The organism is Streptomyces sp. NPDC055815, from assembly GCF_053616475.1.
The window spans coordinates 31057-47006 of sequence record NZ_JBSHDU010000006.1; the positions used below are offsets into that span (position 1 = coordinate 31057).

A 15950-nucleotide genomic window follows, 5' to 3' on the forward strand; every position below is an offset into this window, starting at 1 on the left:
CGCATGGTCGAAAAAACGACGAACACCAAGGAGACTCCCCCGGCCGCGAAAACTCATCGCCCCCGCGCTACGGCGTGTCGTCGCCCAGCACCACCACGTCCTCCGCCCGGAACTCCACGCCCACCCCGGCGCCCTCCTCCGGCGCCTCCCGGAGCGGCAGCTCGGCCTCCAGGGCGGGGCCCTCGGCCGGCCGGAGTCGTACGAGGACCTGGCTGCCCCGGAAGGTCCGGGATTCCACCGTCCACACCGGACGCTGCTCCACGAGCCGTACCCCGCCCGGGCGGACGAGGAGCCGCCGCTCCCCCTCCGGCGAGCCGTCGGGCACCGGGATCTTCCCCCACACGGTCTGCGCGACCCCGCCGGTCACCCGCGCCGCCACCACGTTGTCGAAGCCGAGGAACCGCGCCACGAACTCCGACGCCGGCCGCCGCCACACGTCGGCCGGCGTCCCCGACTGGGCGATCCGCCCGTCCCGCATGACGACGACGCGGTCGGCGAGCGCGAAGGCCTCGCCCTGGTCGTGGGTGACGGCGAGGACCGTCGTCCCGAGCCGCCCGAAGAGCTGCCGCAGCTCCACGACGAGCCGCTCCCGCAGCCCCCGGTCGAGCTGGCCGAGCGGCTCGTCGAGCATGAGGAGCCGGGGCCGGGGCGCCAGGGCCCGGGCGAGCGCCACCCGCTGCTGCTCGCCGCCGGAGAGCGCGGCGACGGACCGCCGCTCGGCCCCGGGGAGGCCGACGAGGTCGAGCAGCTCCCGCACCCGCTCGGCCTGCTCCGCCTTCCCGGCACCCCGCATCCGCAGGCCGAAGGCGACGTTGCCGCCGACGTCCCGCTGCGGGAACAGCTGGTGGTCCTGGAACATCAGGCCGACGCCCCGCCGGTGCACCGGCACCCCGGCCTGGTCGGCGCCGCCGAGCAGCACCCGGCCGCCGTCGAGCGCCTGGAGCCCGGCGACGGACCGCAGCAGCGTGGACTTGCCGCTGCCGCTGGGGCCGAGCACGCACACGATCTCGTGCTCGGCGACCTCCAGGTCCACGGCGTCGAGCACGGCCCGCTCCCCGAACCGTACGGTCGCGGCCTCGATCGAAAGCATCAGAACTCCCCGGAGGTCCGGTCGGTGCGGAGCCGTTCCAGCAGCAGCAGGGACACCGCGCACACCACCATCAGAATCGTCGAGAGGGCCATCGCCTGGCCGTAGTTGAGCGCGCCGGGCCGGCCGAGCAGCCGGGCCACCGCCACCGGCAGCGTCGGGCTCTCGGGCCGGGCGATGAAGACGGTCGCGCCGAACTCACCGAGCGACACCGCGAACGCGAACCCGGCCGCGATGAGCAGCGCCCGCCGCACCAGCGGCAGGTCCACCTCCCGCCAGGCCCGCCACGGCGAGGCGCCGAGCACGGCCGCCGCCTCCCGCAGCCTCTCGTCCACCGCGCGGAGCACCGGCAGCATCGTCCGTACGACGAAGGGGACGCCGACCAGGGCCTGCGCGAGCGGTACGAGGATCCAGCTGGCCCGCAGGTCGAACGGCGGCTCGTCGAGGGTGATGAGGAAACCGAAGCCGACGGTGACGGCGGAGACCCCGAGCGGCAGCATGAGCAGCGCGTCGAAGCCCCGCACGAGCCGTCCGGCCCGCCGCCGGGTGAGCGCCGCCGCCGCGAGTCCGCCGATCGCCACGGCGATGGCGGTGGCGGCCACCGCGTACCGCAGCGAGTTCCCGATCGCCTCCAGGGGCGGGACGAGGAAGGTCCCGGACTCGTCGAGCGAGCCGAGCGCCCGGTAGTAGCCGAGCCCGTACCCGTCCGGTCCGGCGAAGGACCGCTCGACGAGGACGCCCAGTGGCAGCAGGATCAGCAGCGCCACGGAGGCGAGGACGCCCGCGAGCAGCGCCCACTGTCCGGCGCCGCGCGGCCGGCGCGCCGCCGATTCGGCCGGTACGAGCCGGAGCGCGGTCTCGCGCCGCCGTACCGTCCAGGCGTGCACGCCGAGGATCAGGCCGACGGCCACGAACTGCACGAGCGTGAGCACGGCGGCTGTCGGCAGGTCGAGCAGCCGGGCGGTCTGCCGGTAGATCTCGGCTTCCAGCGTGGAGTACGCCTCCCCGCCGAGGATCTGCACGACGCCGAAGGAGGTGAAGGTGAAGAGGAAGACCATCAGGGCGGCCGCCGCCACCGCGGGCACGAGCGCGGGCAGCGTCACCGTCCGCCAGGCCGTCCAGCGCGAGGCGCCGAGGACCCGGGCGGCCTCCTCCTGGCGCGGGTCGAGCTGCGACCAGAGGCCGCCGACGGTGCGGACGACGACGGCGTAGTTGAAGAAGACGTGCGCGAGGAGGATCGCCCAGACGCTGGTGTCGAGGCGCAGCCCCCACAGCTCGTCGGTGAGCCCGTTCCGGCCGACGAGCGCGAGGAACGCGGTGCCGACGAGGACGGTCGGCAGCACGAACGGCACGGTGACGACGGCCCGCAGCACGCTCTTGCCGGGGAAGTCGAAGCGGGCGAAGACGTACGCGCCGGGCAGCGCGACCAGGAGGGTGAGCCCGGTGGAGGCGAGCGCCTGCCACACGGTGAAGCCGAGCACGTCGAGGATGTCCGGCCGGCTCAGCGTCTCGCCGATCCGGCCGAACCGCCAGGCGCCGTCGGGCCGCAGCCCCCGGTCCACGATGGACACGACGGGCCAGGCGAAGAAGACCCCGAAGAACGCGACGGGCAGGGCCATCAGCCCCAGCCGCGTCGCGCTCCCCCGGACGTCCCGCCTTACTTCAGTACGAGCGACGACCACTGCTGGATCCACGGGTCACGCTTCTCGGCGATCTTCTCGGGCGCCATGGTCTCCGGCTTCTCGATCACGACGCCGTGCTTGGTGAAGAGCTCCGGCAGGGCCGCGTCCTTCGCCACCGGGTTGACGAACATCTGGAGCGGCATGTCCTCCTGGAACTCCTTGGAGATCAGGAAGTCGATCAGCGCCTTGCCGCCCTCGGGGTTCTTCGCCCCGTTCAGCAGGCCCGCGAACTCGGTCTGCCGGAAGCAGGTGCCGGTGGAGACCCCGGTGGGCGCCACCTTCGGCTGCGGCTCGCCGTACAGCACCTCGACGGGCGGGCTGGAGGCGTACGAGACGACCAGCGGCCGGTCGCCCTTGGCCTGCTTGCCGCCGGCCGAGCCGGAGAACTCCTGGTTGTAGGCGAGCTCCCAGCTGTCGACGGTCTTCACACCGTTGGCCTTGAGCTTCTTCCAGTAGTCCTGCCAGCCCTCGTCGCCGTACTCGGCGGCGGTGCCGAGGAGGAAGCCGAGGCCCGGGGAGGACCGCTCGGGGTTCTCGACGACGAGCAGGTCCTTGTACTCCGGCTTCGCGAGGTCGTCGAAGGTCACCGGCGGTGCCAGCTTCTTGTCGGCGAAGTACTTCTTGTCGTAGTTGACGCAGATGTCGCCGGAGTCGATCGGGGTGACCCGGTGCTCCTTGTCGAGCTGGTACACGGCGGGGACCCGGTCCAGGCCCTTCGCCTCGTACGGCACGAAGATCCCGTTGTCGAGGGCGCGGGAGAGGAGGGTGTTGTCGACGCCGAAGAAGACGTCGCCCTGCGGGGAGCCCTTGGTGAGGATCTCCTTGTTGACGGCCTCACCGGCGTCGCCGCTCTTCAGAACCTTGACCGTGAAACCGGTCTGCTTGGTGAAGTCCGCGAGCACCTCCTTGGAGGCGTTGAACGAGTCGTGGCTCACCAGCGTCACCGTCTTCGGCGCGGGCTGGTCGGTCTTGCCGGCCGAACCCCGGACCTCGTCGGTGCCGCACGCGGCGAGACTGGTGATGCCGAGCGCCGCGACGAGCGCGGCGGCGGCGGCCTTCTTGATGCTCACTGGATTCCTCCTGGGTGTGACCAGGAAGAGACGCGGCCCTGCCCACGTCCGGCGGACCGGACGCGGGCAGGGCGCAACAGCTTGAGTTACGACCGAACTTCCTACCCAGAATGACCTGGGCGAGGTTCAGAGGGTCTGCGGTCTACGGTTACCGCACTCTCAGCGCTGTGGCGCTCCCCTGTCGGAATATGGAGATGTGTTCGAGCTCAGACTACAAGGTCAGCGCTCGGCGGCCGCGAGCTGTCCACAGGCACCGTCGATCTCCTGACCTCGGGTGTCGCGCACGGTCACCGGCACGCCGTGGCGGGCGATCGCCTCGACGAAGGCCTTCTCGTCCTCGGGGCGGGAGGCCGTCCACTTCGAGCCGGGCGTCGGGTTCAGCGGGATCAGGTTGACGTGCACCCGCTTGCCCTTGAGCAGCTTGCCGAGCAGGTCGCCACGCCAGGCCTGGTCGTTGATGTCCCGGATGAGGGCGTACTCGATGGAGATCCGGCGCCCGGACTTCTCCGCGTACTCCCAGGCCGCGTCGAGGACCTCGCGGACCTTCCAGCGGGTGTTGACGGGCACGAGGGTGTCGCGGAGCTCGTCGTCCGGGGCGTGCAGCGAGACGGCGAGCCGGCACTTGAAGCCCTCGTCGGCGAAGCGCAGCATCGCGGGGACGAGGCCGACGGTGGAGACGGTGATGCCGCGCTGCGAGAGCCCGAGGCCGTCCGGCTCGGGGTCGGTGAGGCGACGGATGGCGCCGACGACCCGCTTGTAGTTGGCGAGCGGCTCGCCCATGCCCATGAACACGATGTTGGAGAGACGCGCCGGTCCCCCGGGCACCTCGCCGTCGCGCAGGGAGCGCATGCCGTCCACGATCTGGTGCACGATCTCGGCGGTCGACAGGTTCCGGTCGAGGCCGGCCTGCCCGGTCGCGCAGAACGGGCAGTTCATGCCGCAGCCGGCCTGCGAGGAGATGCACATGGTCACCCGGTCCGGGTAGCGCATGAGCACGGACTCCACGAGCGTGCCGTCGTGCAGCCGCCACAGGGTCTTACGGGTGGTGTCGTCGTCGCACGAGATGTGCCGCACCACGGACATCAGGTCGGGCAGCAGCTCCCCGGCCAGCTTCTCCCGCGAGGCGGCCGGGATGTCGGTCCACTCGGCGGGGTCGTGCGCGTACCGCGCGAAGTAGTGCGTGGACAGCTGCTTGGCGCGGAACGGCTTCTCGCCGATCGCGGCGACGGCCTCCTTCCGCTCGGCGGGCGAGAGGTCGGCCAGGTGCCGCGGCGGCTTCTTGGCTCCGCGGGGGGCGACGAAAGTGAGTTCTCCGGGCACGGGACGGGCCACGATCGGGTGTCTCCTCAGACGGCACGAGGTCCGGACAGCCCCGCGACGGCGGGAAGAGGCGACCTCACTGGAGCGCCCTCGCGGCGGCGAGGACGACGGAAGGGCCCGTAGCGCACGCGCCACGAGCCCTTCCAGAGTACCCGCTGTCCGTCAACCGGTTCCGACGAAGAGCGCCATCAGCAGCCACACCACCGGCGCCGTGGGCAGCAGCGAGTCCAGCCGGTCCATGATGCCGCCATGGCCCGGGAGCAGCGTGCCCATGTCCTTGATGCCCAGGTCGCGCTTGATCATGGACTCGCCGAGGTCGCCGAGCGTCGCGCTCGCCGCCACCGCGAGACCGAGGATCAGGCCCTGCCACCAGACGCCGTCGTCGATCATGAACTGCATGCACAGCGCGCCCGCCGCCATGGCGAACGTCACCGCGCCGACCAGGCCCTCCCGGGTCTTGCCGGGGCTGATCCGCGGGGCCAGCTTGTGCTTGCCGAAGCGCCAGCCGATCGCGTACGCCCCGGTGTCGCTGACCACGGTCAGGATCAGGAAGGTCAGCACCCGCTGCGGACCGTCGTCCGCGGTCAGCAGCATCGCCACGAACGTCGCCAGGAACGGCACGTAGAACGCGGCGAAGACGCCCGCCGTGACGTCCTTCAGGTAACCCTCGGGAGGCTCCGTCATCCGCCAGACGAGCACCGCGAGCGCCGTCAGGGCCATCGCCACCCAGGCACCTTCGGCGCCCCGGACGTAGCCGGCGACGACCATCGCCGCGCCGCCGACCGCGAGCGGCACCAGCGGGGCCTTGATCGCCTTGCGCTCCTGGAGGCGGGAGGTGAGCTCCCACAGGCCGACGACCACGGCGACCGCTATCACTCCGACGAACGCCGGCTTCCAGATGAACAGCGACGCGATGATGACGGCACCGAGACCGACCCCGACCCCTATGGCCGCGCCCAGGTCACGGCCCGCGCTCTTCTTCTGCCGGGGCGCCGAGGACGGCGCGGACGGCGGAGGCGGGGTGGGGCTGGACATGGGCTCCTGCGGGTGCTCGTGCGGCGTCTCGTCACGGAACAGGGGACCGCTCGGGTGAGCGGCCCCCCGGCCGTGACCGTCCTGGAATCCGCCGGCGGGAACGTCGGGCACGATGGGCATGGGCCGAGTCTGCGCCGCCTGATGCCGATCGTATGCGGGACCCGCCGGGGCAGGCCCCTGGTCGGGTCCCCCACGGCCGGAACCGGCCGGGGCCCCCCAGGAAGAGTCGTTCATCAGACCTCGAGCAGCTCGGCTTCCTTGTGCTTGAGCAGCTCGTCCACCTGCGCGACGTACTTCGCGGTGGTGTCGTCGAGCTCCTTCTCGGCGCGGCGGCCCTCGTCCTCGCCGACCTCGCCGTCCTTGACGAGCTTGTCGATGGTCTCCTTGGCCTTGCGGCGCACCGAGCGGATCGAGATCTTCGAGTCCTCGGCCTTGCCCTTGGCGACCTTGATGTACTCCCGGCGGCGCTCCTCGGTCAGCTCGGGGAACACCACGCGGATGATGTTGCCGTCGTTGCTCGGGTTGACGCCGAGGTCCGAGTCCCGGATCGCCTGCTCGATGTTGCGCAGCGCGCTCTTGTCGAACGGCGTCACCACGGCCATGCGCGGCTCCGGGACGGAGAAGGACGCCAGCTGGTTGATGGGCGTGATGGCACCGTAGTAGTCGGCCACGATCTTGTTGAACATCGCCGGGTGCGCACGGCCGGTGCGGATCGCGGCGAAGTCCTCCTTGGCGACCACGACGGCCTTCTCCATCTTCTCCTCGGCCTCGAGGAGGGTCTCTTCGATCACCACTTGCTCCTGCGTGTCGTCGCGTTGTGTCCTGCACGGTGTACGACCGGCAGGGCTCTGTCCATCCCCTTGCGGGGCGGTTCCCCGGTTCGGGTCAGGCCCGGGTGCCCTGGTCGCTCACGAGCGTGCCGATCTTCTCACCCTTCACCGCGCGAGCGATATTGCCCTCGGTGAGCAGTTCGAAGACGAGGATCGGGAGGTTGTTGTCCCGGCACAGGGTGATGGCGGTGGCGTCGGCGACCTTGAGGTCGCGGGACAGCACCTCGCCGTACTCGAGGGCGTCGAACTTGACCGCGTCGGGGTTGCGCTTCGGGTCGGAGTCGTAGACGCCGTCCACGCCGTTCTTGCCCATGAGGAGGGCCTCGGCGTCGATCTCCAGGGCGCGCTGGGCGGCGGTGGTGTCCGTGGAGAAGTACGGCATGCCCATGCCCGCACCGAAGATGACCACGCGGCCCTTCTCCAGGTGGCGCACGGCGCGCAGCGGGATGTACGGCTCGGCGACCTGGCCCATGGTGATGGCGGTCTGGACGCGTGAGTCGATGCCCTCCTTCTCCAGGAAGTCCTGGAGGGCGAGGCAGTTCATCACGGTGCCGAGCATGCCCATGTAGTCGGAGCGGGCCCGGTCCATGCCGCGCTGCTGGAGTTCGGCGCCGCGGAAGAAGTTGCCGCCGCCGATCACCACCGCGATCTCCGCGCCGTCGCGGACGACGGCCGCGATCTCACGCGCGATGGCGTGCACGACATCGGGGTCGACGCCCAGGCCGGTACCGCCGGAGAAGGCTTCTCCGGACAGCTTCAGCATGTAGCGGCCGGCCTTCTTGCCGTTGTTGTCGTCGCCCTGTACGGCGCCCTGGTTCATGGAGATCTCCTCGTGCACATACGAAGGAGGCCATTGCCTTGGGTCCTCGCGGTATCCCGTGTGGCAATGGCCTCCTCGTCAGATCTGCGGTCGTCCTGCGCGGGCGCGGACGACTGCCTCAGACCCTACCGGGGTCCGGTGTCCGTCGCGTCTGCGTACGGACTCAGATGCCGACCTTGATGCGGGTGAAGCGCTTCAGGGTGACACCGGCCTCGTCCAGGACCTTCTGGACGGACTTCTTGTTGTCAAGGGCGTACGGCTGGCCGAGCAGCGTGGCGTCCTTGAAGAAGCCGTTGACGCGACCCTCGACGATCTTGGCGATCGCGGCCTCGGGCTTGCCCTCGGCGCGGGTGGTCTCCTCGGCGATGCGACGCTCGGACTCGACGACCTCGGCCGGAATGTCTTCCTTGGTGAGGTACTTCGGCGCGAAGGCGGCGATGTGCTGGGCGATGCCCTTGGCGACGTCGGCGTCGGCCTTGTCGAACTCGACGAGGACACCGATCTGCGGCGGCAGGTCGGGCATCGTGCGGTGCATGTACGCGTAGACGAAGCCGTCGGCGTACTGCGCGAAGCGGTCGAGGACGATCTTCTCGCCGAGGTTGGCGTTGGCCTCGTCGACGAACGCCTGGACGGTCTTGCCGGCCTCGATCTCGGAGGCGAGCAGGGCCTCCAGGTCGGCCGGGGCGGTGGCGGCGACGTGCTCGGCCAGCTGGGCGGCGACGGCCTGGAACTTGTCACCCTTGGCGACGAAGTCCGTCTCGCACTTCAGCTCGACGAGGACGCCGGAGGTGTTGTCGTCGGCGATGAGGGAGACCACGGCGCCGTTCTCGGCAGAGCGGCCCTCGCGCTTGGCGACGCCCTTCTGGCCCTTGATACGGAGCGCCTCGACGGCCTTGTCGACGTTGCCGTCGGCCTCGTCCAGGGCCTTCTTGCAGTCCATCATGCCGGCGCCGGTGAGCTCGCGGAGCTTCTTGACGTCAGCGGCGGTGTAGTTCGCCATGAGTCTGTTTCTCTCTCGAAGTCTGAAAGATCGGGCGGGTCCACGGGTGGACGGCGGGGGCTTCGTGGGCCCCCGCCGTCGTCACCCGAAGGTCCTGGAGGGTCAGGCCTGCTCGGCGTCCGCGGCCGGAGCCTCGGCGGCGGCCTCGGCCGGGGCGGCCTCGGCGGCGGGGGCCTCGGCGGCCTCGTCGGCCTTCTTCTCACCCTCGAGCAGGTCGCGCTCCCACTCGGCGAGCGGCTCGCCCTGGGCCTTCTCGCCCGGCTTCGAGTCGCCGGTCGCGGCGCCGGAGCGGGCGATGAGGCCCTCGGCGACGGCGTCGGCGATCACGCGGGTGAGCAGGGTGACGGAGCGGATCGCGTCGTCGTTGCCCGGGATCTTGTAGTCGACCTCGTCGGGGTCGCAGTTGGTGTCGAGGATCGCGACGACCGGGATGTGGAGCTTGCGCGCCTCACCGACGGCGATGTGCTCCTTCTTGGTGTCGACGATCCAGACGGCGCTCGGCACCTTCTGCATCTCGCGGATACCACCGAGGGTCTTCTCCAGCTTGGCCTTCTCGCGGGAGAGGACCAGGAGCTCCTTCTTGGTGAGACCCGAGGCGGCGACGTCCTCGAAGTCGATCTGCTCGAGCTCCTTGAGGCGCTGCAGACGCTTGTAGACGGTGGAGAAGTTGGTGAGCATGCCACCGAGCCAACGCTGGTTGACGTACGGCATGCCGACGCGCGTCGCCTGCTCGGCGATGGCCTCCTGGGCCTGCTTCTTCGTACCGACGAACATGATGGAGCCGCCGTGCGCGACGGTCTCCTTGACGAACTCGTAGGCGCGGTCGATGTACGACAGCGACTGGAGCAGGTCGATGATGTAGATGCCGTTGCGCTCGGTGAAGATGAAGCGCTTCATCTTCGGGTTCCAGCGACGGGTCTGGTGACCGAAGTGGACGCCGCTCTCCAGCAGCTCCCGCATCGTGACGACGGCCATGGCCATCTCCTTGGTTTTCTCGGTTTTGTGTTCCTGACGCCCCGGCGCGCCATGCCCCAGAGGGACCGAAAGGCGCTGCCACCCGCCGCGAGGACTGGTGGCGGGGCGTGCGAAGTCGACCCGGTGACCCGAGTCGCCATAGGAAGTGTACGGGACCCCGGGAGCGCCGGGTGACGGCACTGTCCACAGCGGGCGAGCGGTCCACAGATTTCGCCGCCGACGGCCGCGAGCCGGGCGACGGGGAAATCCTCTCCCCATGCACCTGCTGACCCTGCTCGCGACGCTGTCCCTCCTCTGGCCGGTGGGCCCTCCCCCGCCGGAGATCCTGCGCGGCTGGGAGCCCCCGCCGGGCCCGTACGCCGCGGGTCATCGCGGGGTGGACCTCGCCGCGCCGCCGGGCACCCCGGTCCTCGCACCGGCGGCGGGCACGGTCACGTTCGCGGGCCCGGTGGGCGGCCGCGGGGCGGTCACCCTCACCCTCCCGGGCACGGGCACTCCCCCACTCCGCACGACGTTCACCCCGGTGACCCCGCTGGTCCCCCAGGGCACCCGGGTCTCACCGGGCACCCCGATCGCCGAGGTCACGGAGAACCCCCACTGCCCGAGGAGCTGCCTCCACTGGGGCCTCCTGAAGGGCGACACGTACTTGAACCCCCTCCCCCTGACGCACCGCCCCGCCTCAAGACTCCTCCCCGTCCCCCGGGACGCGCCCTGGTCCCACGAGAACGACCAGATGAAGAGCATGGGCGGAACGTAGGCCGCGCCACTGACAGCGCCGGACGGGCGAGGGTCAGGGCGTGGGGCCGGCGGCTCCGCGGAGGGCCGCCGGCGGCCGGGCGAGGGTCAGGGCGTGGGGCCGACGGCTCCGTGGAGGGCCATCGTGACCGCGGCCTCGGCGATCACCGTGGGGTCTTCGGCCGCGCCGAGTTCGATGCGGCGGACGGCGGCGTCGACGACGCCCTGGAGGAGCATGGCACCGAGGCGGGGCTGGGGCTGTCCCAGGGCGGCGAGGGCCTCGACGATCATGGCGACGAGGCCGCCGTGGGCCGCGCGGATCTTCTCGCGGGCGCCGTCGTCCAGCTCGCTCGCCGAGATGGCGACGACGGCCCGGTGGCGCCGGTCCCCCACGAGGTCCAGCTGGGTGCGGACGTACGCCTCGACCTTGCCGCGCGGCGTCTCGGCGCCGGCCATGGCGGCCTCGACCTCGGCCGCCCAGACCGGGAAGTCGACGGCGCAGAGCTCTTCGACGACGGCGGCGCGCGACCGGAAGTACTCGTAGACCGACGAGCGGGCCAGGCCCGTGCGCTCGGCGAGGGCGGGGAAGGTCAGCGCCTCCGTACCCCCCTCGGACAGCAGGGAACGCGCGGCGTCCAGGAGGGCGCCGCGCTGCATGGTCCGGTGCTCGGCCACCGAGGCCGCTCGAATCCTGGGCACGGCTCCACTGTACGACCGGCCCGCAAGGGTCAGCGGCCGACGTCGGCCAGCTTGGCGCGGAGCTGGAGGACGGACTTGGTGTGGATCTGGCTGACGCGGCTCTCGGTGACGCCGAGGACGTGGCCGATCTCCGCGAGGGTCAGGCCCTCGTAGTAGTAGAGCGTGACGACGGTCTTCTCCCGCTCGGGGAGCGTGTTGATCGCACGGGCGAGCAACCGGCGCAGCTCGCGGTCCTCGGCGACCTCGACGGGGTTGTCGGCGGCGGTGTCCTCCAGGGTGTCCATGAGGGAGAGCCGGTCCCCGCCCTCGCCGCCGACGTGCAGCAGCTCCTCCAGGGCGACCACGTTCGCCAGGGACAACTGGCTGAAAACCGCGTGCAGTTCCTCCAGCGTGATCTCCATCTCCGCGGCGACCTCGCTCTCGGAGGGGGTCCGCCGGAGCTGCGCTTCGAGGGTGGCGTAGGCCCGCTCGACGTTGCGGGCCTTCTGGCGGACGGAGCGCGGGATCCAGTCCAGGGCGCGGAGTTCGTCGATCATGGCGCCGCGGATTCGGGTGATGGCGTACGTCTCGAACTTGATCGCCCGCTCGACGTCGAACTTCTCGATGGCGTCGATGAGCCCGAAGACCCCGGAGGAGACGAAGTCGGCCTGTTCCACGTTGGACGGCAGCCCCACGCTGACCCGTCCCGCGACGTATTTGACGAGCGGCGAGTAGTGCAGGATCAGCTGCTCCCGCAGCCGCTCGTCGCCGGTGTCCTTGTACGAGCGCCACAGCTCGTCGAGTGAGGTCGGTGCGGGCGGTCGCACGGTGCCCCGGGCTGCTGGGGGCACCGCAGCGCGGTCAGACCCGGAGGTGTGCTGGGGCATGCGTTGCCTTGAGCCGTTCTGCTGTCGGGTGTGTCGGTGCGGTTGTCCTGGAGGGAATCCTGGTGAGCGTAGCGTGAGTGTGCTGTCGCGGTGAGCGAACATCGGCGGATCGCGCCGCTCCGGGTGGACGCCGTCGGTCGCATCTTCGAACCCGGGCCGTGGCACGTCTCGGCCCCTCGGGTGCGGCCGAGAGAACTCGATTGTTCATCGCCTTCACCTTTTCACTCGAATGCGCCAGGTCAAGTACCGCCTCGCCGCGCGTTCGACGCTTCTGTCGCGGTGTTCGTCAACTGCCAGCCCTCCCCGCGCCGTTCGAGGAAGCCGAGCGAGTGGAGTTCGTACAGCTTGGCGAGGGTGTCGTCGGGGGTGGTTCCCGCGCGGCGGGCGATGACGGTGGTGGGCGTGGGACCTCGGGCGGGAACGGCTTCGAGGACGTGCGCGGTGGCGGGGGCGAGGAGGTCGCGGGGCAGGACGGGCCCCCGGCGCGCCGGGGCGAGCTGTCCGATGTCCCCGACGAGTTCGACGATCTCGTCGGCGTCGGTGACGAGGGTGGCGTCGCCGCGCAGGAGTTCGTGGACGCCTGCGGAGAGTGCGCTGGTGACGGGGCCGGGGACGCCCATGGTGTGACGGCCGAGGCGGGTGGCGGCGCGGGCGGTGACGAGGGAGCCGCTGCGGTGCTGGGCCTCGACGACGACGGTTCCGCGGGTGAGGGCGGCGATGACGCGGTTGCGGAGGATGAAGCGGCTGGGGGTGGGGTGGCTGTCGGGTGGCAGTTCTCCGACGACGAGGCCTTGTTCCGCGATGCGCCGGATGAGCCGGTCGTGGCCGCGGGGGTACGGGGTGTCGACGCCGCAGGCGAGGACGGCGACGGTGGCGCCGCCGGCGGCGAGGGCGCCCCGGTGGGCGGCGCCGTCGATGCCGTAGGCGGCTCCGGAGACGACGACCCAGCCCTGTCGGCTGAGGCCCGCGGCGAGGTCGGCGGCGGTGTGGGCGCCGTACGGGGTGCAGGCGCGGGCGCCGACGAGGGCGACGGAGCGCAGGGCCCAGGTGCGCAGGTCGGCCGGGCCCCGGACCCAGAGGCCGATGGGGCGGGCGTCGCCGAGGTCGTCGAGTTGACGTGGCCATTCGGTGTCGCCGGGGACGAGGAAGCGGCCGCCGAGTCCGTGGACGGTGTCGAGGTCGTGGGCGGGGCGGGCGGCGGTGGCGCGTTGTCGCCAGGAGGTGAGGCGTTTGGCTCCGGTGCCGGGGAAGGGGTCGGGGTCGTCGCCGGTGTGGAGGAGGCGGTCGAGGAAGCCGGTGGCGCCGTGCTGGCGGAGCCATCGGCCGGCGTGCTCGTCGCCGGGTTCGACGGCGCGGCTGAGGGTCGCGCGGGCCAGGTGCTCGTCGGTGGGGACGGGTGGGGTGGTCATGCGGGCTGCCCCGCTCCGACGGGCACGCCGCGGGCGACGCCGGTGCGCAGTTCGAGGGCGAGGGCGATGTCCTGGCTGTCGGGCCGGTCGTGGCCGTTCAGGTCGGCGACGGTCCAGGCGACGCGCAGGACGCGGTCGAGGCCGCGGGCGGTGAGCAGTCCGCGTTCGACGTCGCGCTCGGCGGCGGCGAGGGCTCCGGGCGCGGTGAGGTAGCGGGTGCGGAGTTCGTGGCCGGGGATCTCGCTGTTCACCCTCCAGGGGGTGTCGGCGAGGCGCGCGGCGGCCCTGGCCCGGGCTTCGTGGACGCGGGCGGCGACGGTGGCGGTGGTCTCGCCGCGGCCGCCCCGTCCGAGGAGGTCCTCGCGGGTGACGGGTTCGACTTCGACGCGGAGGTCGACGCGGTCGAGCAGGGGTCCGGAGAGTCGTGCCTGGTAGCGGCGGATGACGGAGGCGGGGCATTCGCAGCCGGCGCCGTAGAGGGTGTGGCGGCCGCAGGGGCAGGGGTTGGCGGCGAGGGCGAGGAGGAAGCGGGCGGGGAGGCGGACGACGCCGGCCGCGCGGGCGATGACGACGTGCCCGGATTCGAGGGGCTGGCGGAGGGCGTCGAGCACCTTGCCGGAGAACTCCGGGGCCTCGTCCAGGAAGAGGACTCCTCGATGGGCCAGGGAGACGGCGCCGGGCCTGGGGAGGCCGTTCCCGCCGCCGACGAGGGACTGCATGGTGGCGGAGTGGTGGGGCGCGCAGTAGGGCGCGCGGCGGACGAGGGGTTCGCCGGGCGGGAGGATGCCGGCGACGGAGTGGACGGCGGTGACTTCCAGGGATTCCTGTCGGGTGAGGGGCGGCAGGATGCCGGGGAGGCGCTCGGTCAGCATGGTCTTTCCGGCGCCGGGCGGGCCGGAGAGCAGCAGGTGGTGGCTGCCGGCGGCGGCGATCTCCAGGGCGAGGCGGGCGCGGTGCTGGCCGGCGACGTCGGCGAGGTCGGGTCCTTCGGTGGGCTCGGCGGCGAGTCCGGTGCCGAGGCCGGCGCCGGGGATGAGCAGTCCGGCGAGCATGGCGTCGGGCCGGCCCTCCTCGTCGGGTTCCTCGTCGGGGACGGGTTCGTCGGTGAGGACGGCGATCAGCTGGCGGAGGCTGCGGACTCCGAGGACGGAGACCCCCGGGACGAGCGAGGCCTCGCCGGCGGTCTGTTCGGGGACGACGACCTGGCTGTATCCGGCGTCGGCGGCGGCGAGAACGGCGGGCAGGACGCCGCGGACGGGCCGGACGCGCCCGTCGAGGCCGAGTTCGCCGATGAGGACGAGGTCGGCGATGGCCCGCGGATCGATCCGCTCGGCGGCGCCGAGGACGGCCGCGGCGACGGCCAGATCGAATCCAGAGCCGCCCTTGGGGACGGATGCCGGGCTGAGGCCGACGGTCAGCTTCTTCTGGGGCCATTCGGCTCCGGAGTTGACGACGGCGGCGCGGACCCGGTCACGGCTCTCGCTGAGGCTCTTGTCGGGGAGGCCGACGAGCGTGAAGGCGGCGACGCCCGGTTCGAGGTCGGCCTGGACCTCGACGACGACGCCTTCGACGCCGACGAGGGCGACGGAGCAGGTGCGGGCGAATCCCATCAGGCCACCCCCTGGGCGTGGGTGAGGACGGGGGCGCCCTTGCGCGGCAGGACGATGCCGACGAGGTCGATGCGGACGCCGCCGGCGGGGGCCGGTGTGTCGTTGCGGTCGAGCCAGCAGGCGGCGAGGCGGCGGAGCCGCTCGGCCTTGCGGGGTGTGACGGCGGCCATCGGGTGCTCGTAGGCGCCGTCGCGCCGGGTCTTGACCTCGCAGATGACGAGGGTGTCGCCGTCGCGGGCGACGATGTCGATCTCGCCGGTCCGGCCGCAGCGCCAGTTGCGGGCGAGGATGTGCATGCCGGTCGCGGTGAGCCGGCGGGTCGCCAGCTCCTCCCCGTACCGTCCGAGGGCTTGGGTCCTGTTCATGCGGTACCACCTCCGTCACCGACTGTGACGGAGTGCGGTGGACCGCGTGCGGCGCTGTGGACGGCCGGGGGGCTGTGGAGAACCCCGTCACCCCTGAGGGTGGTTTCCGCCAGGGAGGCGCGTGAGCGGCTCAGCTGCCGGGAAGTTCGAGGTCGCTCTTGTTGAGCTCCTCGATGTTCACGTCCTTGAAGGTCAGCACACGGACCTGCTTCACGAACCTGGCGGGCCGGTACATGTCCCAGACCCAGGCGTCGGCCATGCCGACCTCGAAGAAGACCTCCCCCTGCACCGAGTGCACCTGCATCTCGTAGTCGTTCGTGAGATAGAAGCGCCGCTCGGTCTCGATCACGTATTTGAACAACCCGACGACGTCGCGGTACTCCCGGTAGAGCTTCAGCTCCATCTCGGTCTCGTACTTCTCGAGGTCCTCGGCGCTCATGGCATGTT

16 protein-coding genes are annotated in these 15950 nt (G+C 71.5%); 1 reads left to right on the forward strand and 15 read right to left on the reverse strand.

Features of this window, described 5'->3' with window-relative positions:
- Positions 1-67: 67 nt before the first annotated feature.
- The 9 genes from ACWGN5_RS06385 to rpsB form a co-directional block, all read right to left on the reverse strand.
- Positions 68-1090, reverse strand: coding sequence for an ABC transporter ATP-binding protein (locus ACWGN5_RS06385; RefSeq protein ID WP_453511714.1), 1023 nt, complete (start codon positions 1088-1090; stop codon positions 68-70).
- Positions 1090-2706 (reverse strand): ABC transporter permease, encoded by a 1617-nt coding sequence (locus ACWGN5_RS06390; RefSeq protein WP_453511715.1) that lies wholly within the window; start codon positions 2704-2706, stop codon positions 1090-1092. Before ACWGN5_RS06390 ends, ACWGN5_RS06385 begins: the two co-directional genes overlap by 1 nt.
- A 38-nt stretch (positions 2707-2744) precedes the next feature.
- Entirely contained in the window at positions 2745-3839 is a 1095-nt protein-coding gene (locus tag ACWGN5_RS06395; protein ID WP_453511716.1) for a thiamine ABC transporter substrate-binding protein, read from the reverse strand.
- 219 nt (positions 3840-4058) lie between these two features.
- A complete protein-coding gene (gene rlmN / locus ACWGN5_RS06400; protein WP_453511718.1) occupies positions 4059-5171 on the reverse strand; it encodes a 23S rRNA (adenine(2503)-C(2))-methyltransferase RlmN in 1113 nt (370 codons plus the stop codon).
- Between the two features lie 150 nt (positions 5172-5321).
- Complete coding sequence (locus ACWGN5_RS06405) at positions 5322-6428, reverse strand: phosphatidate cytidylyltransferase (RefSeq protein ID WP_453511720.1); 1107 nt, start codon at positions 6426-6428, stop codon at positions 5322-5324.
- Entirely contained in the window at positions 6428-6985 is a 558-nt protein-coding gene (gene frr, locus ACWGN5_RS06410; RefSeq protein ID WP_026057589.1) for a ribosome recycling factor, read from the reverse strand. The genes ACWGN5_RS06405 and frr overlap by 1 nt, the downstream gene beginning before the upstream one ends.
- 94 nt (positions 6986-7079) lie before the next feature.
- Complete coding sequence (gene pyrH, locus ACWGN5_RS06415; RefSeq protein WP_351189628.1) at positions 7080-7844, reverse strand: UMP kinase; 765 nt, start codon at positions 7842-7844, stop codon at positions 7080-7082.
- A 163-nt stretch (positions 7845-8007) separates the two neighbouring features.
- The gene (gene tsf, locus ACWGN5_RS06420) at positions 8008-8844 is read right to left on the reverse strand and encodes a translation elongation factor Ts (RefSeq protein ID WP_369146780.1); all 837 of its coding nucleotides are present in this window, start codon (positions 8842-8844) and stop codon (positions 8008-8010) included.
- A 102-nt stretch (positions 8845-8946) separates the two neighbouring features.
- A complete protein-coding gene (gene rpsB, locus ACWGN5_RS06425) occupies positions 8947-9819 on the reverse strand; it encodes a 30S ribosomal protein S2 (protein WP_369146779.1) in 873 nt (290 codons plus the stop codon).
- A 256-nt stretch (positions 9820-10075) separates the two neighbouring features.
- Here rpsB and ACWGN5_RS06430 point away from each other — a divergent pair, with 256 nt between their 5' ends.
- Entirely contained in the window at positions 10076-10576 is a 501-nt protein-coding gene (locus ACWGN5_RS06430) for a M23 family metallopeptidase (protein ID WP_453511721.1), read from the forward strand.
- An 86-nt stretch (positions 10577-10662) separates the two neighbouring features.
- On the opposite strand, the gene ACWGN5_RS06435 is transcribed toward ACWGN5_RS06430, so the two are convergent.
- From ACWGN5_RS06435 to ACWGN5_RS06460, 6 genes are all read right to left on the reverse strand, one after another.
- The gene (locus ACWGN5_RS06435; RefSeq protein WP_453511852.1) at positions 10663-11229 is read right to left on the reverse strand and encodes a TetR/AcrR family transcriptional regulator; all 567 of its coding nucleotides are present in this window, start codon (positions 11227-11229) and stop codon (positions 10663-10665) included.
- A 53-nt stretch (positions 11230-11282) separates the two neighbouring features.
- Positions 11283-12119: an RNA polymerase sigma factor WhiG gene (gene whiG, locus ACWGN5_RS06440; RefSeq protein ID WP_041131468.1), complete on the reverse strand. Its 837-nt coding sequence runs from the start codon at positions 12117-12119 to the stop codon at positions 11283-11285.
- Positions 12120-12358: 239 nt separating this feature from the next.
- On the reverse strand, positions 12359-13528 hold the full coding sequence (gene dprA, locus ACWGN5_RS06445; RefSeq protein WP_453511722.1) for a DNA-processing protein DprA: 1170 nt from the start codon (positions 13526-13528) through the stop codon (positions 12359-12361).
- Positions 13525-15138 (reverse strand): YifB family Mg chelatase-like AAA ATPase, encoded by a 1614-nt coding sequence (locus ACWGN5_RS06450; protein ID WP_453511723.1) that lies wholly within the window; start codon positions 15136-15138, stop codon positions 13525-13527. Before ACWGN5_RS06450 ends, dprA begins: the two co-directional genes overlap by 4 nt.
- Positions 15138-15503, reverse strand: coding sequence for a YraN family protein (locus tag ACWGN5_RS06455; protein ID WP_116158618.1), 366 nt, complete (start codon positions 15501-15503; stop codon positions 15138-15140). Before ACWGN5_RS06455 ends, ACWGN5_RS06450 begins: the two co-directional genes overlap by 1 nt.
- A gap of 130 nt (positions 15504-15633) precedes the next feature.
- The gene (locus tag ACWGN5_RS06460; protein WP_351969997.1) at positions 15634-15942 is read right to left on the reverse strand and encodes a DUF2469 domain-containing protein; all 309 of its coding nucleotides are present in this window, start codon (positions 15940-15942) and stop codon (positions 15634-15636) included.
- Positions 15943-15950: the final 8 nt, after the last annotated feature.